This is a genomic window from uncultured Aggregatibacter sp., from assembly GCF_901873365.1.
Taxonomy (GTDB): domain Bacteria; phylum Pseudomonadota; class Gammaproteobacteria; order Enterobacterales; family Pasteurellaceae; genus Aggregatibacter.
Genome location: NZ_CABFLM010000045.1, coordinates 13,698 through 33,390, shown reverse-complemented (window position 1 = coordinate 33,390; position 19,693 = coordinate 13,698). Strand labels below are relative to the sequence as shown.

Here is a 19,693-nt window from a genome sequence, read left to right as displayed (position 1 = left end):
ATTTGATAGCGCGATTAAGGTTTCGCATTATGCAATAAGCCCTATTGAATTGCAAATGTTATCTCCGGATCACATCATAACAGCCTGAACTTTAAACAAACGAGGAAAATCATGACCGCACTTAATCAACTTATCGAACTGTTAAAACTAGAAAAAATTGACGATTTACTTTTTCGCGGCGCAAGCCAAGATCTCGGCTTTCGCCAAGTGTTCGGTGGTCAAGTCGTGGCGCAGGCGCTTTCTGCTGCGATTCAAGTCGCCCCTCAAGATCGTTTTTTACATTCTTGCCACGCCTATTTTCTCTCGCCGGGCGACAGTCAATATCCGATTATTTATGATGTCGAAATTTTACGCGAGGGCAGAAATTTCACGGCGATGCGGGTAAAAGCCATTCAACATAAATCACCGATTTGTCACATTACCACCTCTTTCCAAACCTTAGAACAAGGCTTTGAACACCAAAGCGAAATGCCAAAGGTAGAAGCCCCTGATGCCTTAATGTCAGAAAGCTCTGTCATTCAGCAAATGGCACAAACCATTCCGGAAGCGGTGCGCGATAAATTTACGGCAGAGCGTCCCTTTGATATTCGCACCAAATATTTAAATAATCCGTTCCACGGACATAAGCTGCCTCCACAACAATACTCTTGGGTACGCACCAATGGCGAAGCACCGACAGACTATCGCATTCAACAATGCCTACTCGCCTACTTCTCTGATTTTCATTGCATTTTGACCGCACTTCATCCGCATGAAAAAGGCTTTTTACAAAAAGGCATGAAAGTCGCCACCATCGACCATTCTATTTGGTTCCATCGCCCGTTTGATATGAATGATTGGTTGCTCTATGCCATCGAAAGCAACAACGCCTATGCAGCCCGCGGCCTTGCACGTGGTCAATTTTTTGCGGCAGATGGCAGACTCATTGCCACCACACAACAAGAAGGTTTAATTCGTTACGTTCCGGAAGAACAATAAAAAACGAGGAAAAAAATGACCGCACTTTATGCTGCTCAAGATTTTTGGCATGCCGTTACCAAGGCTCTGCAAACCAAGGATCCGTTAGAAAAATGCCGCTTAGTGAATCATCTTTATGATGAGCTATTACCGCAGATTAAATTGGCGGAATTATCCGATTTTCCGGAAGTGACGCCACAAATGGATCTTGCCGGTATTCCGGAGAAGCCGCTACTCGTTGCACCGAAAGATGTGCCGAAACGTTCTTTCGCCACAGAAGAAGGTTATGCCGCAACGTTGCACGCTATTGCCCATATTGAATTTAATGCCATTAATTTAGGCTTAGATGCTGCTTGGCGTTTTGGCCGAAATGCGCAACAAGAATTAGGCGAAGGCATGGCATTTGTCAAATATTGGCTACGTGTCGCACGTGAAGAAAGCACCCATTTTTCCTTAGTCAACTCACATTTGCATACGCTTGGATATCAATACGGCGATTTTGAAGCCCATGCCGGTTTATGGGAAATGGCACAGGCAACCGCGCATGATATTTGGGAACGTATGGCATTAGTGCCGCGTGTACTGGAAGCGCGAGGTCTGGATGCCACGCCTGTATTACAAGAAAAAATTGCGCAACGAAAAGACATGGCTGCCGTCAAGATTTTAGATGTGATTTTAACGGATGAAATCGGACACGTTTATATCGGCAATCATTGGTATCACGCACTTTCCGCCAAACGCAGATTAGATGCTATGAAATGTTTTACCGAACTGCTACATAAATATCGAATTGTGATTTTTAAAGGGGTAATCAACACAGATGCCCGTTTACAAGCCGGTTTCACGCAACATGAATTAGATTGGATTTATGAAGTGGAACAAACCTTAAAGTCATACATTAAGTCATAAAAAATGCGGTGAAAAAACTCACCGCACTTTTATTTTTTAGCTTGTCATTCAAAGCAAATTACAACGCTTTTAAGATGTCATCCACACGTTCTTTCGCATCACCAAACAGCATTTGGGTGTTTTCTTTGAAGAACAATGGATTTTGTACACCGGCGTAACCGGTATTCATAGAACGTTTGAATACCACTACGTTAGCCGCTTTCCATACTTCCAATACCGGCATACCGGCGATTGGGCTGTGCGGGTCATCCATTGCGGCAGGGTTTACAGTGTCGTTCGCGCCGATAACCAAGACGGTGTCGGTGTCAGCGAAATCATCGTTGATTTCATCCATTTCCAACACGATGTCGTAAGGCACTTTGGCTTCCGCCAATAACACGTTCATGTGGCCCGGCAAACGTCCGGCAACCGGATGGATACCAAAACGCACGTTTACACCACGCTCGCGTAGTTTTTGGGTGATTTCCGCCACCGGATATTGTGCTTGTGCGACTGCCATGCCGTATCCCGGGGTGATGATCACAGAGCTGGAGTTTTTCAACAACTCTGCCACTTCTTCTGCGGTTGTTTCGCGGTGTTCGCCTTGTTCGGTCTCGGAAGATACTTGAACATCATTACCAAAACCACCGGCAATAACGCTGATGAAAGAGCGGTTCATGGCTTTACACATGATGTAAGACAAGATCGCACCGGAAGAACCTACAAGCGCACCGGTCACGATTAACAAGTCATTGCTAAGCATGAACCCTGCCGCAGCAGCCGCCCAGCCGGAATAGGAGTTCAGCATGGATACCACCACCGGCATGTCTGCACCACCGATAGAGGCCACTAAATGCCAACCGAAAGCAAGGGCAATCACGGTCATGATTAATACCGGGAAGATATTTTCCGGCTCACTTAAGAACGCCACCATTAACAAGGCAGAAACGATAAGTGCGGCTAAGTTTAATTTATGACGGTGTGGCAACATTAAGGCTTTAGAATTAATTTTTCCGCTTAATTTACCGAATGCCACCACGGAGCCGGTGAAGGTCACCGCACCGATAAAGATCCCTAAAAACACTTCCACGTTATGCACGCTGGCAAGTGCGGCTTGTTCTGCAAGGAATTTCGCTTGTTCTACGTCATTTAAACCGCTTGGCATGGTTGGGATATCATGCAAACCGTAACTGTTATAACCTACCAATACCGCAGCCAAACCCACGAAACTGTGCAAGATTGCCACTAATTCCGGCATTTCCGTCATTTCGACTTTCAATGCACGCTGAATACCAATCGCCCCACCAATCACCATAGCAATAATGATCCACAATGTGCCTTCGGATTTTGGCCCGAAGATGGTGGCGATGAGTGCAATCCCCATCCCGATAATGCCGTACCAGCACCCTGCTTTCGCCGTTTCATGTTTAGAAAGACCGGCTAAGCTCATAATGAAGAGTAACGCTGCAACAATATACGCAGCTTGTACAAAACCTTCTGACATGATTTTCTCCTTAGCCTTTTCTAAACATGGAAAGCATACGTTGAGTGACGCGGAAGCCACCAAAAATGTTGATGCTTGCCACTAAAATCGCAATAAACGCCAACACACTAATGAAGAAATTACCTTGTGAGATTTGCAATAACGCTCCCACAATAATAATCCCTGAAATAGCATTGGTTACCGCCATCAATGGAGTGTGTAGCGCATGGCTAACATTCCAAACCACATAGTAACCCACGACACAAGCCAAGACGAACACGGTTAAGTGAGAAAGGAAAGCCGCCGGTGCAATAGACGTAAGCCATAAGAAAAGCACACCCACTGCCGCCATAATGCCGTATTTTTTACGCGGATCGGTTGGTTTTTCCTCTTCTTTTTTGACCGCACTTGCCGCTTTCGCTTGTTGTTGCGGTTGCGCAGACACTTGAATCGGCGGTGCCGGCCATGTCACTTCGCCATCACGAATCACTGTCACGCCACGCAATACCACGTCATCGAAATTGATGTCGATTTGACCGTCTTTGTTTTTACAAAGCAATTTCAATAAGTTAACCAGGTTGGTACCGTAAAGTTGGGAAGATTGCGTTGGTAAACGGCTTGGTAAATCGGTGTAACCAATGATTTTCACTTGATTATCGGTGACCACCACTTCGCCGGCTTTACTTAATTCACAGTTACCGCCGGTTGCCGCAGCTAAATCGACGATCACGCTGCCCGGTTTCATGGATTCCACCATTTCTTTGGTGATTAAGCGCGGTGCAGGTCTGCCCGGAATTAATGCGGTGGTAATGATAATGTCCACTTCTTTCGCTTGTTCTGCGTAAAGGGCAAGCGCGCGACGATTAAATTCCTCAGACATCACTTTCGCATAACCATCGCCGCTACCGCCTTCTTCTTTGAAATCGATTTCAAGGAAGCTGGCGCCCATACTTTCTACTTGTTCTTTTACTTCCGGACGGGAGTCAAAAGCACGAACAATGGCACCTAGACTGTTTGCTGCCCCAATCGCGGCAAGACCGGCAACACCCGCACCAATCACCAACACTTTTGCCGGTGGTACTTTACCTGCGGCGGTAATTTGTCCGGTGAAGAAACTACCGAATTCATGTGCGGCTTCTACTACGGCACGATAACCCGCAATGTTTGCCATCGAACTTAATGCATCCAACGCTTGCGCACGAGAAATACGTGGCACGGCATCCATCGCCAACACATTGATTTTTTTCGCTGACAGTTTTTCCATGAGCTGCGGATTTTGCGCAGGCCAGATAAAGCTGACTAAGGTTGCCCCTTCTTTAATTAAAGCGATTTCATCATCAGTCGGCGCGTTGACTTTAAAAATAATGTCCGCTTGCCAAACCTGTGCGGCATCACCGACTTTCGCACCGGCAGCTGTAAATGCCTGATCTTCAAAACTGGCTTTGAAACCCGCATCATGTTCAACAATTACGTCGAAACCGAGCTTCAAAATTTGCTGAACCGTTTTCGGCGTTGCCGCCACACGACTTTCATTATCAAGCCGTTCTCTAGGTACACCAATTAACATAATGATTCCCTTTGATTGGTTAAGATTTAGGTAACAAACTTACCCGCCCGAAATGACACCTCTCGGCAGTCAAATTAGCCCTCACTCTACCATTGTTCCCTCAAAAATTAAAAAAATTTTTCGGCTTTTTATTCAATATGTGATCCCTATTACACTTTGCGCAAGGCTATAAAAACATTAGAAATTCATTCCACCCTTTGCTATCTTAGCGCGCGAATCTTTTGGCTACCGCTTCACATTCGGTCAGTTAAAAAACACGGAAAAACTTAACCGCACTTTGATATACAAGGTTAAACACTATGCAATTACCCTCTCTACAATCTGCCACTTTAATCCGCCGTTACAAACGTTTCTTAGCGGATGTGCAACTGCCAAACGGCGATATCACGACGCTACACTGCGCCAACACCGGCGCGATGATCGGCTGCGGCGCGGAAGGCGACACCGTTTGGTATTCCACCTCCGACAGTGCCACACGGAAATACCCAAGCTCTTGGGAGCTAACCCAATTAGCCAATGGCAATATGGTTTGCATTAACACGCACCGTTCTAATCAGCTCACCTTTGATGCTTTACAGAAAAAACACATCCTTGAACTCGCCATGTATGACGAAATTCACCCGGAAGTGAAATACGGTGAAGAAAACAGCCGCATTGATTTTCTGCTGAAAGGTAACGATCTGCCTGATTGCTATGTAGAAGTGAAATCCATCACGTATGTGAATAACGACAAAAAACTCGGTATGTTTCCCGATGCCGTTACCACGCGCGGACAAAAACACTTACGCGAATTGATCGCCATGAAAAAACAAGGTCATCGCGCGGTGATTTTCTTCTGTGGATTACACGATGGCTTCGAGCATTTCCAAATCGCAAAACACATTGATGCCAAATATGACACGCTTTTCCAGCAAGCCCTCAAAGAAGGCGTGGAAGCCTATGCATATGCCGCTGAATTTGAAAAAACGCAGGGAATTCCGACCGCACTTCACCTCACAAAGGTCGTACCACTTAAGCTAAATGGGATTTAAGTGAATTATTTGAGAATTATTTTCATTAAAGTGCTTGACATTAATTTTGAGAATAATTATCATTTAATCATTCAAACAACAATAGATAATCACTCCAACTTCAACGCCTCATCCCCCACAAGAGGCGTTTTTTTTCGCCTGAAATCCGGCCTTTTCCTTAAAAATAATTTAAATTTGTCGAATAACCTCTATAATGTAGCCTTTCGGTAAATTGAATAACATTAGGAAAAGACATGACTGATATGAATACCGTTCTCGCGGAACTAAAACGCGGCGTAGATGAAATTCTTTCTGAACAAGATTTAATTGAAAAACTTAAAGAAAATCGCCCATTGCGCGTGAAACTCGGCGCAGACCCAACCGCACCAGATATTCATTTAGGTCACACGGTGGTATTAAACAAATTACGTCAATTCCAACAATTAGGCCACGAAGTTTATTTCTTAATCGGTGACTTCACCGGCATGGTGGGCGACCCATCCGGCAAAAATGCTACCCGTCCACCGCTTAGCCGCGAAGATGTGTTACGTAATGCGGAAACCTACAAACAACAAATTTACAAAATTCTCGATCCGCAAAAAACCCGCATCGTATTCAACTCTGAATGGTTGGGTAAATTAGGCACCGAAGGCATGATTCGTTTAGCAAGCAACTACACTGTTGCCCGTATGTTAGAACGTGATGATTTCAAAAAACGTTTCTCTAACAATCAACCCATTGCGATTCATGAATTTATTTATCCGCTCTTGCAAGGTCATGATTCTGTTGCGTTGGAAGCCGATGTTGAGTTAGGCGGAACCGATCAAAAATTCAATTTATTAGTGGGGCGCGAATTACAAAAATCTGCCGGTCAAAAACCACAAGTGGCGATTACCCTGCCATTATTAGTGGGCTTGGATGGCGAGAAAAAAATGTCTAAATCCCTCGGTAACTATATCGGTGTCACCGAAGCACCAAGCGAAATGTTCGGCAAAATCATGTCCATTTCCGATGACTTAATGTGGGATTGGTACAACTTGCTTTCTTTCCGCCCATTAGCTGAAATTGCCCAATTAAAAGCAGATGTGGCAAACGGCAAAAATCCACGGGATGTAAAAATCTTGTTGGCGAAAGAAATTATTGCCCGTTTCCATGATGAGGCGGCTGCAGAGGCGGCTGAACAAGAATTTATCAACCGTTTCCAAAAAGGCGCGATGCCGGATGACATGCCTGACTTTACCTTTGAAGGCGAAATTGGGCTTGCCAACTTGTTAAAAGACGCCGGTTTAGTGGCTTCAACTTCAGAAGCCAACCGCATGGTACAACAAGGTGGCGTGAAAATTGACGGTGAAAAAGTGGAAGATGCCAAACTGGTTATCACCGCCTCCACTGCGGTTTACCAAGTGGGTAAACGCAAATTTGCCAAGGTCACGGTGAAATAAAAACATCACAAAAACGAACCGCACTTATGGCTTCATAAAGTGCGGTTATTTTTATCTGTGTTTTTTAGGGGTAACACGAGGAGCAAAAAATGAGCCAAAAAATTTGGGTATTAGGTGACGCCGTGGTGGATTTAATCCCCGATGGAGAAAATCATTACTTGCGTTGTGCAGGCGGCGCTCCGGCAAACGTGGCGGTAGGCATAGCCCGTTTAGGTGGTGAAAGTGCATTTATCGGTCGCGTAGGCAAAGACCCCTTGGGCGAATTTATGCAACAAACCCTGCAACAGGAAAAGGTACAAACCAGCCACATGATTCTTGATCCGCAACAGCGTACTTCCACGGTTATCGTCGGGTTAGACAACGGCGAACGGAGCTTTACCTTTATGGTGAACCCAAGTGCCGACCAATTTTTACAAGTGGCAGACTTACCGAATTTCCAAGCAAACGAATGGCTACACTGCTGCTCTATTGCTTTAATCAATACCCCTTCTAGCGAAACCACTTTTGAAGCCATTCGCCGCATTAAAGCTGCAGGCGGATTCTTCTCTTTTGATCCAAATCTACGCGAATCCCTTTGGGCAAGTTTTGACGACATGAAGCAAACCGTTATGCAGGCGGTAGCATTAGCGGATGTGTTGAAGTTTTCAGAAGAAGAATTGACGCTCCTCACTGACACACAAACCTTAGACGACGCATTTGAAAAAATCACCGCACTTTATCCGGAAAAATTGATCATTGTGACCTTAGGCAAAGACGGCGCATGCTATCATTTAGCCGGTAAAAAAGACATTGTTGCCGGCAAAGCCTTAAAACCGATTGACACAACAGGCGCGGGCGATGCCTTTGTCGGCGGTCTTCTTGCCGGGCTTTCACAACATCCTAATTGGAAAGAAATTCCTGTGCTTGAGCAAATTCTCCGTCAAGCTAATGCCTGTGGTGCGTTAGCTACCACGGCCAAAGGTGCCATGTCTGCCCTGCCGAATAAAGCACAACTGGCTGAATTTTGTGACAACGTCATACTGTAACGAATATCCTCACGATGCGATATTTTCTGTGTTTTTTCTTTTTTATTCTCCCCCTCGCTTTGCAAGCGCGCACGGCAGATTGTTTTGTGGTAGGAATTAGCGATGGCGACACGTTCACCTGTTTAACGGCGAATCTCAAACCCATTAAAGTGAGGTTAGCCGAAATCGATGCACCGGAAAAAGCACAGCCTTTCGGGAAAAAATCCCGTCAAATGCTGGGTTCATTGATTCATAAACGCCAGGTGACATTAGATATTCAAGGCTACGATCGCTATCAGCGCACCTTGGCAACGGTGTATGATAAGCAGGGGCAAAACATCAATTTAATTATGGTACAACAAGGCATGGCATGGGCTTATCGGCAATATTTACAGGATGTTGCCTATTTACAGGCTGAGCAAACGGCAAGAGAACATCGACGCGGTTTGTGGCGCGATCCCTCGCCTATTGAACCCCATTTATGGCGTCAACAACAAAGAAGGTAAAAAATGCATTTTGATCCCCTTACATTTCGTCAATATTTTCCCTATTTCACTCATGCAGATGCAGTGGTCTATCTTGATAACGCCGCAACCACCCTCAAACCGCAGTGCTTAATCCGGGCAACGGTGGATTTTTATCAATCCGCCGGTTCGGTACATCGCAGTCAATATGATGAAAAACAGACCGCACTTTATGAACAAGCTCGTAGTCGGGTTAAGCAGTTAATTCATGCCGAAAGCGAACAGGCAGTGATTTGGACATCAGGCACAACGCAAGCCATTAACACAGTGGCAAACGGTTTATTACCGCATCTCAATGCCGGCGATGAAATCATAATCAGTGAAGCGGATCATCACGCCAATTTTGTCACGTGGCACCAAGTGGCTAAAAAAACCGGCGCCATTATTCATGTGCTGCCGATATTGGATAATTGGCTAATCGACACCAATGCCTTATTACAAAAACTCAGCCCTCGCACCAAATTGGTGGCGTTAAATTTTGCGTCTAATGTCACCGGCACACAGCAATCTGTCAAACAATTGATTGAATTGATTCGCGCACAAAGTTCCGCGCTTGTTTTAGTGGATGCGGCACAAGCCATTAGTCACGTCAAAATTAATTTAGCAGAATTGGATGCCGATTTTATTGCCTTTTCCGCCCATAAAATTTACGGTCCAACCGGGCTTGGCGTGTTAAGCGGAAAATTGGAGGCGTTAAATTTATTACAGCCCTTGCAGTACGGCGGCAAAATGATTAGCAAAGTCAGCAAACAACAAATCACCTTTGCCGAACTGCCTTATCGGTTGGAAGCTGGCACGCCGAATATTGCTGCCGTGATTGGCTTTAACGCCGTGCTAGAATGGTTAAGCCAATGGGATATTGGCGAAATGGAAGAAAACGCCGTACGCTTGGCAGAAATGACCCGTCAACGTTTATCCTCTTATCAACAATGCAAATTATTTAACTCACCACAACCAAGTTCGGTCGTCAGCTTTGTATTTGAGGATGTTAACGCCTTCGATTTAGCCACGCTATTAGCCGAACAAAATATCGCATTACGTGTTGGTGAACATTGTGCACAGCCTTATTTAGCAAGATTAGGACAGGCCGCTATCCTGCGCTTATCTTTTGCACCTTATAATATCGCCTCAGACATTGAAGCATTTTTTAACGCCTTAGATAAAAGTTTAGAATTATTAAGATGAACATTGAACAACAATTACGCAATGCCATAACATGGGAAGAACGCTACCGTTTGATTATTCAAGCCAGCAAAAATCTCCCTATACCAAATAAAAATGAATTAGCACAGATGGAAATTATTCCGGGTTGCGAAGTACAGGTATGGTTTAAATTCACCGAAAAAAACGACCGCACTTTTCACTTTCAAGCCTATAGTGAAGCTCGGATTATGAATGGTTTACTCTGGATTTTATTGCAACACATTGAAAACAAAAGCGCAGAACAATTACGCTATTTTGATTTAACCGCCTATTTCACTCACCTTGGCATTGCACAACGTTTAAGCACGACCCGCCTAAACGGTTTAAAACACATTGAACAGATTTTGCATCATTTGTAAAAGCGATTTGAGGACAAGATTCTAGGCTAACTTGCGAAGTTAGCCTAACGTCATGAGTATATTATTTTGGTAGGTCGTCTAAGAGACTGTCTTTTGCCGCAGAGAGGTATTGCAGCATAGACCAAATCGTCAAAATCGCCGCAATATAAAGTAAGATAATGGCAGCGACTTCCATGTAAACGTTATAACGCCACAATAAGCCGCCCAAGGCTAACATTTGTGACGTGGTTTTTACCTTACCCAACCAAGACACCGCCACTTTGCTGCGACTGCCTAATTCCGCCATCCATTCGCGCAAGGCGGAGATAATAATCTCACGAGAAATCACCACAATCGCCGGTAGCGTAATCCAAAAGGTATGATTATATTCCACCACTAAAACTAACCCGGCCACTACCATCACTTTATCCGCCACTGGATCCAAAAATGCACCAAAACGCGTAGTTTGTTTCCATTTGCGGGCGAGATAGCCATCCAGCCAGTCGGTGACACCGGCGATAAAGAAAATAAAGGTGGTTAAAAAAGGCGCCCAATCAAAAGGAAGATAGAAAGCAATAATGAAGAAAGGAATTAAAATAACTCGAAATATCGTTAAAAAAATGGGGATGTTTAATTTCATAATTCGCGTTCTAGCCGAGGATGAGTTGTGGCTTTATTCTAAATCAGATTGCGCCACTTTTAAATGCCTCCTATGTAAATTTGCGTAAAAAGGAACTAGTTCCCAAACAAATTTAGCGTTAATATTTTTACCCGAAAAAACAACCGCACTTTTAATCCATTTTCCCCTTTTTTGTAGGATATTATCATGTCAAAAAAATCATTAGCCACCACCTTAGTCCATGCCGGAAGAAAAAAACGCTATACCCAAGGCTCAGTTAACCCGGTTGTGCAACGAGCATCCTCTCTTGTCTTTGATTGCTTAGAAGATAAAAAGCACGCCACCCTTCATCGTGCAAAAGGTGAGCTTTTTTATGGTCGTCGCGGCACCTTAACCCATTTTGCATTACAAGATGCAATGACCGAATTAGAAGGCGGCGCGGGCTGCTATTTATACCCTTGTGGTGCGGCGGCAGTCACGAATAGCATTCTTTCTTTTGTGGAAAACGGTGATCATGTGCTGATGACAGGCGCGGCTTATGAACCGACACAGGATTTTTGCAATGTCGTATTAAAAAAATTAGGCGTAAGCACGACCTTTTATGATCCGATGTTAGGCGAGAAAATTGCCGATTTAGTCCAACCGAATACAAAGGTTTTATTTCTCGAAGCGCCAAGCTCTCTCACCATGGAAGTTCCCGACATTCCGGCAATCGTTTCTGCCGTGCGCAACATCAATCCGGACATCGTTATTATGATAGATAACACGTGGGCAGCCGGTGTGTTGTTCAAAGCGTTAGAACATGGCATTGATATTTCAATTCAGGCTGGCACGAAATATTTAGTGGGCCATTCCGATGTGATGATTGGCACGGCAGTGGCTAATGCCCGTTGCTGGGATCAACTACGCGAACACTCTTATCTAATGGGTCAAATGGTGGATGCCGACAGCGCCTATACCACAGCACGCGGATTGCGTACGCTCAATATTCGCTTAAAACAACACGAAGAAAGCAGCATAAAAGTGGCACAATGGTTGGCACAACAACCGGAAGTGAAAGCAGTGTATCATCCTGCCTTGCTAAGTTGCCCCGGCAATGCTTTTTTTAAACGGGATTTTAGCGGTTCAAGCGGATTATTCTCTTTTGAGTTAAAACAAAAATTAACACAACAACAGCTTGAAGCCTTTATGAATCATTTTGACTTATTCACCATGGCTTATTCCTGGGGCGGCTTTGAATCTTTGATTTTATATAATCAACCGGAGGAAATTGCCAAAATCCGTCCGAATATTCCGCGAAAATTAGAAGGCACCTTAATTCGTATTCATATTGGCTTAGAAGATGTGGATGATTTAATTGAAGATTTACGCGCAGGATTTAAACGATTAGCACAAAATTAAGGTGATGATTTATTAGACAGCCTTACCTTAAAACTGTGATCTGTGTCAGAAAATGGAGAGAAAAAAGTAAGGTTACTGTTGACAGGCTTATTTTTCTTTGCCAAGATCGTGACACTTCAAAAGAAGTAGTCTGAATGATTCATTGATGCTAATTTAATGAAAAAGTTCAAAACTGACCTTAATAACAAATAATTTCTGAAAAGGAATGAAGATTATGAAAAAGACAGTAATCGCATTAGCAATCGCTGCTTTCGCAGCAACCGGCGCAGCAAACGCTGCAACAGTTTATAACCAAGATGGTACTAAAGTTGAACTTGGTGGTTCTGCCCGTATCTTCTTAGGAAAATTAGGCAAAGATCAACGTGGCGACCTCGTGAACGATGGTTCCCGTATTAAAATCAATGCAACTCACACATTAGACAATGGTTTGTCTGCATTCGTAGGCTATGAAACTCGTTTTAACGGTTCACAAAAAGAAAAACAATCTGGTTCAAACACTGGCTTTGGTAATATCACCACTAACAAATTATTTGTCGGTTTCGGTTTTGAAAACGTGGGTAAATTAAGTTTCGGTCGTCAAGCCACTACTGCAGATGATGTATTAGGTGATGGCTTATACTATCGTTCTGGTGCTAATAACATCCTAACAACAGGTGCGGATAAATCCATTAAATTCCGTTCTGCTGACTTCGAAGGCTTTAGCTTCGGTGCAGACTACTTATTCGGTAATCCAAATAAAGTAACTGCAGCTAAAAGCTATAAAAATGGTGCTGGCGTAGCCGCATTCTATAACTATGACTTTGAAAAAAATCATAACATTGAATTCGCAGCAGGCTATACTTTCGATCAATATGATTCTGTGAACTCTTCTTCAACATCACAAAAAAATCATAACTGGTTATTATCTTCCCACTATAGATTAGATGCATTCAGATTCGCAGTGGCTTACGGTCAACGTACTGAGAAAGTGACTGGCGCAACAAGCAACACCAGAGGAAAATATATCTTCTTAGAAAGCAAATATGACCTAGCTGATGTTGCTGGTATTCCATCTACTGTTGGTTTACAATGGGAACGTTACAATGAGAAAGACTATAACGGTCAAGATAAAGGTAAGAGCATTGCAAACCAATACATCGCAATGGCTGACTATAAGTTAAGCAAAAATGTTGTTCCTTACGTACAATATACACGCGCGACTGAAAAAGATAACGTTGGTCAACGTACCAGTGAAAACGTCTACGGTGCAGGTTTACGTGTACACTTCTAATTTGAGTTAATACTCATTAAAAAGGCCGACGTTATGTCGGTCTTTTTTTTTGAGAAATAAGATGAAAATTCACCGCACTTTGTAACAATCAGGATTGAAGAATCATCATGATACAATCTATCCCTGATCAAAAATTCGAAATTTCCCTTAATAACTTCAGTTAAAATATCACCGACAAACCTCTAACGCCTCTTGAGAGCCAAGTGATGCAAACAAATAATGGACGATATCATTATGATTTGAATAATATTTACTCACTAAATAAGGCGATTTATTTTGATAAAAATAACAATATAATTCTCCTCTATTTAAAAAAGATTGTTTTTTAAACGTCGAAATATTCAAATTTTTTAAAATGGTTCTCCCTTTATCGGAAGAAATTATGGCATAAAGCTGGGAAACTGGTATTTCATCCTTTTTATTAGCCTCAAAAATCATAATCATTTCACTTGTTTCAACGAATGTTCTTACAAAAATGTTATGACTACTTGCCGGAAACACATGAATATACCATGACGATGATTTTGAATTTAAAAACTCATTAGGCGAGTCATAAATATCGTCGTGATGTGTTTCATATCCAAAGAAAGCAATTAACAACAGGCTCATAATCACAAAGAATCCTACACTACACTTCGATACTAACTTAATAAACCTCATCATAGATATTCCTTTTTACATTCTTTATTATCGCTTTTCAGTGAAAATATATTTCACATCTATACAGTTATTTCATATTTAACCCCAAATTAATAAGCTGCATAGATAACGCACAATGGCACATTGCTTCCCAGCACATGCCGAGATCCAATAAAAAACACCTCAAAAAACTCACAGAATTTTGTTTACTTTCTGAGGTGTACATTAGGAAGTGTATGACAACACAAGTATTCATTACTAAAAAAAGTGCGGTCATTTCCTCAAATATTTTCTCATCAACATATTGGGAAAAAGTGATCTGCCCCCCAAAATTTACCGCACTTTTTTTACACAATCAATTTTAGAAACTGTATTTCAAATTCGTAAAGTAAGAACGACCGTGCTCATTATAGGTGCGTGCCGTGCCGGCGTTACGATAAATACGTTTATCTAAAATATTATTCACCCCCACACGTAGGCTTAAACTATTATTAAATTTATAGCCAACGTTAGCGCCCCAAATGCCGTAGCTACCAAGTTGATATTGCGTCACCAGGCTTTCACCGGTGTTATAAATTACGTGCATAAAGTTTTCCGCATTCTCAACGGTTTTTTGTTTACCATAACGGGTGTAAGAGGATTGCCTAAGAAATAACAAGCACGTCCCCAGTCAAAACCTTTCGGATGACTGTTTTGAAGAACAGTATATTGTCTGCCTTTTGCATCTGTCTTAACAACACTGCCGGTTGAATTTAACGCATTTGGATTATTCCAGTTATTTACGCTGTCAATCGGACAACCATTACTCGCATTAATGAGCAAATAATTCGGGGAAGATTGATAAAGATTCGGTGCTTTATAGGATCTTGCTACCCCACCTTTAATTTTCCAGTTTTCGTTCACTTGGTGTGAGAAGTTGAATGACGGGCTCCAATTAGATTTAGAATTCGTGCTGGAATCAAAACGAATGCCCGGTGTTACAATGGTTTTGTTATTTGGCAACATAATCAAGAATGCCGCCCATTCATTTTGTGCCACTTTACCACTACGCCCTTTATCTTTTAGCATAAACTTGCATGGTTTGCGTCATAGATGCAGCATCATCCAATTCAGAACGGGACGCTTCCGCACCAACAGTCACCATATGGCTAGTATTACCCAAAGCAAACGGAATATAAAGTTCATTGCTAAAACGGTAGTTTCTGAGTAAACCGACAGATTTATTTAACCCGTTGTAAGCCCCTTCTGTACTGCCCAACAAGCCTTCCGGATAATGATAGTTACGGGTTTGGTCGAAAGTGAAATAAGTGCGGTTATCTAACACGCCCCATTTGCCTTCATGTGTTAAAGCGTAACTTTGACGATAAAGCGTTGAAGTTTCCGCATGTTGTAACGCAAGATCACGGCTGATTTTCATAGCTTGATTCAGTAAAACAGAGCTGTTTTGTGTATCCCCGTTATAAATATTGCCTTGACGACTGTATGCTGCATCAAAGGTTAATTTTTGGTCCGGGGTGATATTCTAAACTAACTGCCCTGCCACAAACGCAGATTCTCAGCAAATTTTTCATTTATGAAATAACAATCCGCACATAAAACGTGCGGTTTTTAGACTCCCCTATAAGAGCCTATACTTCACAAGCCCCTTAAGGGGCTTTTGTAAAAACTGGTAATCGTGTTTATTTTCATGTCACTATCTTAGTGAATCGTAGCGTACAACTTGTTGCACGAAATCGTGAATACCAGAAAGGGGTAAATAAGGTTCCGTGCGCGGTTTGGTCGTGCATCAAGATGCACGCTACGCATGAAATCGTGAATTACGCATCGAGGTTAATTATTCGTGCAACAAGTTGCACGCTACGAGGGGTTAAATAATCGTCCTATATGTTGAGTTTCGGTTGTCAGCCTTGTTCATTATATCGCGAGGATTTTTTTCTGTTCATCGCTTAAGCTATTTAGCTCCATACGCATAGTGTATGATTTTTATAGCCAGGCTTTAGCTGGCTATAATAAAAAGTGCGATCAGTTTTTTTACGCTTTCTGATATATATCAACGGATAACGGCTTATCACTTGAGCAAATTTTGCTCGACTCTATAATCTTAACGTAAACCTCGTTAAATAGAGGATAATGGATATGACTAGAAAATAAGCCTGACAAAGAAGAAAAAATCAATTTAGTCTTTTTTGTGTAATAGCATATAATTCATCTCCATCTTATTTTTAATTTAAGAGGTTGTTCAAATGCAAAAATGGTTTAAACAGAGTTTAGGTTTGGTGTGTCTTTCGTCTTTATTTTTTAGCCAACAGGCGGCTGCGGAAGGACGTTTGACTGTGTATTGCACAGTGCAAAATGCTTTGTGTGAAAAAGTGACAACGCAGTTCGGTGAAAAATATGACGTGAAAACCGAATTTGTGCACGGAGGTACGGAAACCATTTTTGGCAAGATCAAAGCGGAGAAAGACAATCCGCAGGCAGATTTTTGGTATGGCGGTACGATTGAGCCTCATTTTCAGGCGGGCGAGTTGGGTTTGTTAGAAGCCTACCGTTCGCCAAAACAAGCAGAAATCCTACCACAGTTTAAGTCGCTCATGGCAGAAAAAGGCGATTTCACGTCTGCTGTCTATATGTTGGTGTTGGGCTTTGGTGTGAATACACAAAAATTGGCGCAACTGGGATTACCTACACCGCAAACCTGGGAAGATTTGCTCAAACCGGAATATAAAGGTGAAATTCAACTGCCGGATCCACGCGCTTCCGGTACGACTTATACGATCATGGCAACCTTGATCCAACTTTGGGGCGAAGAGAAGGCCTTTGATTATTTGAAAAAGCTTAATGAAAACGTCTCGCAATATGTAAAAAGTAATTTGGTGACGGCGAATTTATCCCGTGGTGAAAGTGCGGTGAGTGTCGGTTTTGTGCATGCGTATGCTACAGAAAAAGAAAAAGGCGCACCGGTGGAAACGGTGATCCCACAAGGTAAAACCGGTTATGCGTTGGGCGGTGCGAGTATTATTAAAGGCGCACGCAACCTCGATAACGCCAAACTTTTTATGGATTTTGTGTTGTCGAAAGAGGTGCAGGAAATGCCATGGCGTGAATTTGGCTTATATCAAATCCCAACGAATGCCAATGCGGAATCTTCACCAAAATCCGTTGACCCGAAAAAATTAGATTTTGTTGAATTTGATTTTGTGAAATTCGGTTCTAAAGATGAAGGCAAGCGATTAATTAATAAGTGGCTGGCTGACATCAAATTATCGAAATAACCCTTCCTATGCTCGGCACAAATATCGTGCCGGGCAAGATCTTATGCTGATGTATCCATGCTAAAACACCGCTTTCATCACCCCATCATTTGGATTTTACTCGCTTTTCTGGCATTTGCTTGTTTGCCAGTGCGTGCCTTGGATTATGGTCTTTTCGGGGCAACCGCCAAAGAATATTTCTCTGCGATGGGATGGGCGCAAGTCAATATCAGTTGGTTGTGGTTTGCCGCACTGCTGATATTTCCTTTACTTCAGCGACAGCCTGTTTCTCGCCACTCGGCAAAAATAACCGTTATTTTGACCGCACTTTTGGTCTCATTCATTTGGTTCTCTGCGGAGGCCTATGATTTCCGTTTCGGCTATGCGGTGATTGCCCTGTTTATTGCCATCGGCGCCATATTCGTGGATGCCTTAGCGCGTTTAGGTTTTTTACGGGGAGATCGTTTTTTATTGGCGGTCGCCACAGGGCTTGCCGTGTTGGTAATCGGCTTTATTTTTTATCCGATAAGCGCATTATTTACGATCTTTTTTACCGGCGAATCCGGTGAATTTGGCAGTGTTGTTACGTTATTAAATCACCGTGGCTTGTGGAAAGTTATTGGTAATTCCTTGGCGGTCTCATCTGCCGTTGGGCTGTGTTCTGTTGCTTTTGCGCTTGTTTTGGCGTTATACACCACGAGAATAGCCAAACGCAGTTTGTTTATCAGCAAGATCTTCTCCTTATTGCCGATGGTAACGCCACCATTTGTGGTGAGCTTAGGCGTGATGTTGATGTTTGGGCGCTCAGGCTATGTAACACAATTTCTCTCGCAACATTTCGGCGTGAACTCGAATTGGCTTTATGGTTTTAACGGTATTCTTATTTCCCATACCTTAGCCTTAACGCCCATGGCATTTATGTTGTTGGAAGGGGCATTAAAAAATCTTTCACCGAAATTGGAAGAAGCCGCCGTGATGCTCGGTGCGAATCGTTGGCAGAGTTTTCGTTTTATCGTGTTGCCGTTATTGAAACCGGCATTAGCCAATGCCTTTTTAATCGTGATGGTGCAATCGTTGGCGGATTTCAGCTCGCCTTTTGTGTTAGGCGGCAATTTTGACGTGTTGGCAACGCAAATTTATTTTTACATTGTGGGGGCACAAAACGACTATTTCTCCGCAAGTGCCTTGGGGATTATTTTGTTAAGCATCTCCTTCGGGATTTTCTGGCTGCAATATCATTTTATCGGACGGAAAAATTACGTTACGCTTTCGGGAAAAGGGGTTGAAGGTCGAAGCACGCCTTTATCTTTCGGTTTAAAAATTACCGTTGTGAGCATTTTTGCTGCCTGGGTTGGTTTCAATGCTTTATTGTATGGCAGTATTTTTTACGGCAGCGTGATGCAGAACTGGGGTGTTAATCACACCTTTACCTTGCAGCACTACATCATGTTATTCGGACAAGGCTGGAAGAACGGCGCAATTCCGTCTTTATTGCAAACCGTATTATTCGCGGTGATCGCCGCACCTTTTACTGCCATGAGCGGTTTTTTATTGGCTTATTTCTTTTCTCGTCACCGCTTCTTCGGACAAAAATACATTGAATTTCTGACGCTACTCAGTTTTGCGGTGCCTGGAACGGTTGCCGGGGTGTCTTACATTCTTGCGTTCAATAATGTCCCGCTCTATTTAACCGGCACAGGGGCGATCATTGTGCTTTCGATGGTGACTCGCAATATGCCTATTGGTTTGCGTGCCGCGTTAGTGAATTTTAAACAATTAGACCCGGCATTGGATGAAGCTGCCTATTCTTTAAAAGCCAGTGCGTTTCAGACGTTACGTTTTATTACCTTGCCTTTATTAAAACCCGCTTTATTGTCCGCCTTGGTGACAAGTTTTGTGCGTGCGATGACGACCATTAGTGCGATTATTTTCTTAGTCACACCAAGCACCCGCGTGGCAACGTCATTTATTTTAAATAGGGTGGAAGACGGTGATTATGGTTTGGCGGTGGCGTACGGTGCCAGTTTAATTGTGATTATGATGCTGGTTATCGGCTTATTCGGTCGATGGGTTGGTGAGACAAAATTAGGACGATAA

16 protein-coding genes and 1 pseudogene are annotated in these 19,693 nt (G+C 43.0%); 12 read left to right on the top strand and 5 right to left on the bottom strand.

Features of this window, described 5'->3' with window-relative positions; all coding sequences use genetic code 11:
* The first annotated feature begins 111 nt into the window (after positions 1-111).
* The gene (gene tesB / locus QZ106_RS02145; protein ID WP_295973659.1) at positions 112-978 is read left to right on the top strand and encodes an acyl-CoA thioesterase II; all 867 of its coding nucleotides are present in this window, start codon (positions 112-114) and stop codon (positions 976-978) included.
* Between the two features lie 15 nt (positions 979-993).
* Positions 994-1,866, top strand: coding sequence for a ferritin-like domain-containing protein (locus QZ106_RS02140; RefSeq protein ID WP_295973656.1), 873 nt, complete (start codon positions 994-996; stop codon positions 1,864-1,866).
* 58 nt (positions 1,867-1,924) lie between these two features.
* Here the strand turns inward: QZ106_RS02140 and pntB are convergent, their stop codons facing one another.
* Together pntB and pntA are read right to left on the bottom strand one after the other, a co-directional pair.
* Positions 1,925-3,349 carry a Re/Si-specific NAD(P)(+) transhydrogenase subunit beta gene (gene pntB, locus QZ106_RS02135; RefSeq protein ID WP_109103837.1) on the bottom strand — a complete coding sequence of 475 codons (1,425 nt, stop codon included), beginning with the start codon at positions 3,347-3,349 and terminating at the stop codon, positions 1,925-1,927.
* A 10-nt stretch (positions 3,350-3,359) separates the two neighbouring features.
* Complete coding sequence (pntA, locus tag QZ106_RS02130; RefSeq protein ID WP_295973651.1) at positions 3,360-4,895, bottom strand: Re/Si-specific NAD(P)(+) transhydrogenase subunit alpha; 1,536 nt, start codon at positions 4,893-4,895, stop codon at positions 3,360-3,362.
* Between the two features lie 299 nt (positions 4,896-5,194).
* Between pntA and sfsA the strand changes: the two genes are divergently transcribed.
* The 6 genes from sfsA to QZ106_RS02100 all read left to right on the top strand — a co-directional run bounded on the left by sfsA (position 5,195) and on the right by QZ106_RS02100 (position 10,437).
* Entirely contained in the window at positions 5,195-5,926 is a 732-nt protein-coding gene (gene sfsA / locus QZ106_RS02125; protein WP_295973649.1) for a DNA/RNA nuclease SfsA, read from the top strand.
* A gap of 233 nt (positions 5,927-6,159) precedes the next feature.
* Positions 6,160-7,347: a tyrosine--tRNA ligase gene (gene tyrS, locus QZ106_RS02120; RefSeq protein ID WP_295973646.1), complete on the top strand. Its 1,188-nt coding sequence runs from the start codon at positions 6,160-6,162 to the stop codon at positions 7,345-7,347.
* 89 nt (positions 7,348-7,436) lie between these two features.
* Positions 7,437-8,372, top strand: a complete 936-nt coding sequence (locus QZ106_RS02115; protein WP_295973645.1) for an aminoimidazole riboside kinase — start codon at positions 7,437-7,439, stop codon at positions 8,370-8,372.
* A 14-nt stretch (positions 8,373-8,386) separates the two neighbouring features.
* Complete coding sequence (locus QZ106_RS02110; RefSeq protein WP_295973642.1) at positions 8,387-8,857, top strand: thermonuclease family protein; 471 nt, start codon at positions 8,387-8,389, stop codon at positions 8,855-8,857.
* Between the two features lie 3 nt (positions 8,858-8,860).
* A complete protein-coding gene (locus QZ106_RS02105; RefSeq protein WP_295973640.1) occupies positions 8,861-10,060 on the top strand; it encodes a cysteine desulfurase in 1,200 nt (399 codons plus the stop codon).
* Positions 10,057-10,437: a SufE family protein gene (locus QZ106_RS02100; RefSeq protein ID WP_295973638.1), complete on the top strand. Its 381-nt coding sequence runs from the start codon at positions 10,057-10,059 to the stop codon at positions 10,435-10,437. Before QZ106_RS02105 ends, QZ106_RS02100 begins: the two co-directional genes overlap by 4 nt.
* A gap of 61 nt (positions 10,438-10,498) precedes the next feature.
* On the opposite strand, the gene pgsA is transcribed toward QZ106_RS02100, so the two are convergent.
* Positions 10,499-11,056, bottom strand: coding sequence for a CDP-diacylglycerol--glycerol-3-phosphate 3-phosphatidyltransferase (pgsA, locus tag QZ106_RS02095; RefSeq protein ID WP_295973635.1), 558 nt, complete (start codon positions 11,054-11,056; stop codon positions 10,499-10,501).
* A gap of 186 nt (positions 11,057-11,242) precedes the next feature.
* On the opposite strand from pgsA, the gene metC reads away from it, so the two are divergent.
* Both metC and QZ106_RS02085 read left to right on the top strand, forming a co-directional pair.
* Positions 11,243-12,436 carry a cystathionine beta-lyase gene (gene metC / locus QZ106_RS02090; protein ID WP_295973632.1) on the top strand — a complete coding sequence of 398 codons (1,194 nt, stop codon included), beginning with the start codon at positions 11,243-11,245 and terminating at the stop codon, positions 12,434-12,436.
* Positions 12,437-12,650: 214 nt separating this feature from the next.
* Complete coding sequence (locus QZ106_RS02085; protein ID WP_295973631.1) at positions 12,651-13,706, top strand: porin; 1,056 nt, start codon at positions 12,651-12,653, stop codon at positions 13,704-13,706.
* Between the two features lie 168 nt (positions 13,707-13,874).
* Here QZ106_RS02085 and QZ106_RS02080 read toward each other — a convergent pair whose 3' ends face one another.
* Both QZ106_RS02080 and QZ106_RS10670 read right to left on the bottom strand, forming a co-directional pair.
* The gene (locus QZ106_RS02080; RefSeq protein WP_295973629.1) at positions 13,875-14,315 is read right to left on the bottom strand and encodes a hypothetical protein; all 441 of its coding nucleotides are present in this window, start codon (positions 14,313-14,315) and stop codon (positions 13,875-13,877) included.
* 391 nt (positions 14,316-14,706) lie between these two features.
* Positions 14,707-15,888: pseudogene (locus QZ106_RS10670) on the bottom strand (TonB-dependent receptor); the annotation flags it as partial.
* A 700-nt stretch (positions 15,889-16,588) separates the two neighbouring features.
* On the opposite strand from QZ106_RS10670, the gene QZ106_RS02060 reads away from it, so the two are divergent.
* Together QZ106_RS02060 and QZ106_RS02055 are read left to right on the top strand one after the other, a co-directional pair.
* A complete protein-coding gene (locus tag QZ106_RS02060; protein ID WP_295973619.1) occupies positions 16,589-17,617 on the top strand; it encodes an ABC transporter substrate-binding protein in 1,029 nt (342 codons plus the stop codon).
* A 57-nt stretch (positions 17,618-17,674) separates the two neighbouring features.
* Positions 17,675-19,693 carry an iron ABC transporter permease gene (locus QZ106_RS02055; RefSeq protein WP_295973615.1) on the top strand — a complete coding sequence of 673 codons (2,019 nt, stop codon included), beginning with the start codon at positions 17,675-17,677 and terminating at the stop codon, positions 19,691-19,693.

Coding starts and splice junctions, on each gene's coding strand:
- tesB (WP_295973659.1), top strand. CDS start 112: ATGACCGCACTTAATCAACTTATCGAACTGTTAAAACTAGAAAAAATT.
- QZ106_RS02140 (WP_295973656.1), top strand. CDS start 994: ATGACCGCACTTTATGCTGCTCAAGATTTTTGGCATGCCGTTACCAAG.
- pntB (WP_109103837.1), bottom strand. CDS start 3,349: ATGTCAGAAGGTTTTGTACAAGCTGCGTATATTGTTGCAGCGTTACTC.
- pntA (WP_295973651.1), bottom strand. CDS start 4,895: ATGTTAATTGGTGTACCTAGAGAACGGCTTGATAATGAAAGTCGTGTG.
- sfsA (WP_295973649.1), top strand. CDS start 5,195: ATGCAATTACCCTCTCTACAATCTGCCACTTTAATCCGCCGTTACAAA.
- tyrS (WP_295973646.1), top strand. CDS start 6,160: ATGACTGATATGAATACCGTTCTCGCGGAACTAAAACGCGGCGTAGAT.
- QZ106_RS02115 (WP_295973645.1), top strand. CDS start 7,437: ATGAGCCAAAAAATTTGGGTATTAGGTGACGCCGTGGTGGATTTAATC.
- QZ106_RS02110 (WP_295973642.1), top strand. CDS start 8,387: ATGCGATATTTTCTGTGTTTTTTCTTTTTTATTCTCCCCCTCGCTTTG.
- QZ106_RS02105 (WP_295973640.1), top strand. CDS start 8,861: ATGCATTTTGATCCCCTTACATTTCGTCAATATTTTCCCTATTTCACT.
- QZ106_RS02100 (WP_295973638.1), top strand. CDS start 10,057: ATGAACATTGAACAACAATTACGCAATGCCATAACATGGGAAGAACGC.
- pgsA (WP_295973635.1), bottom strand. CDS start 11,056: ATGAAATTAAACATCCCCATTTTTTTAACGATATTTCGAGTTATTTTA.
- metC (WP_295973632.1), top strand. CDS start 11,243: ATGTCAAAAAAATCATTAGCCACCACCTTAGTCCATGCCGGAAGAAAA.
- QZ106_RS02085 (WP_295973631.1), top strand. CDS start 12,651: ATGAAAAAGACAGTAATCGCATTAGCAATCGCTGCTTTCGCAGCAACC.
- QZ106_RS02080 (WP_295973629.1), bottom strand. CDS start 14,315: ATGAGCCTGTTGTTAATTGCTTTCTTTGGATATGAAACACATCACGAC.
- QZ106_RS02060 (WP_295973619.1), top strand. CDS start 16,589: ATGCAAAAATGGTTTAAACAGAGTTTAGGTTTGGTGTGTCTTTCGTCT.
- QZ106_RS02055 (WP_295973615.1), top strand. CDS start 17,675: ATGCTAAAACACCGCTTTCATCACCCCATCATTTGGATTTTACTCGCT.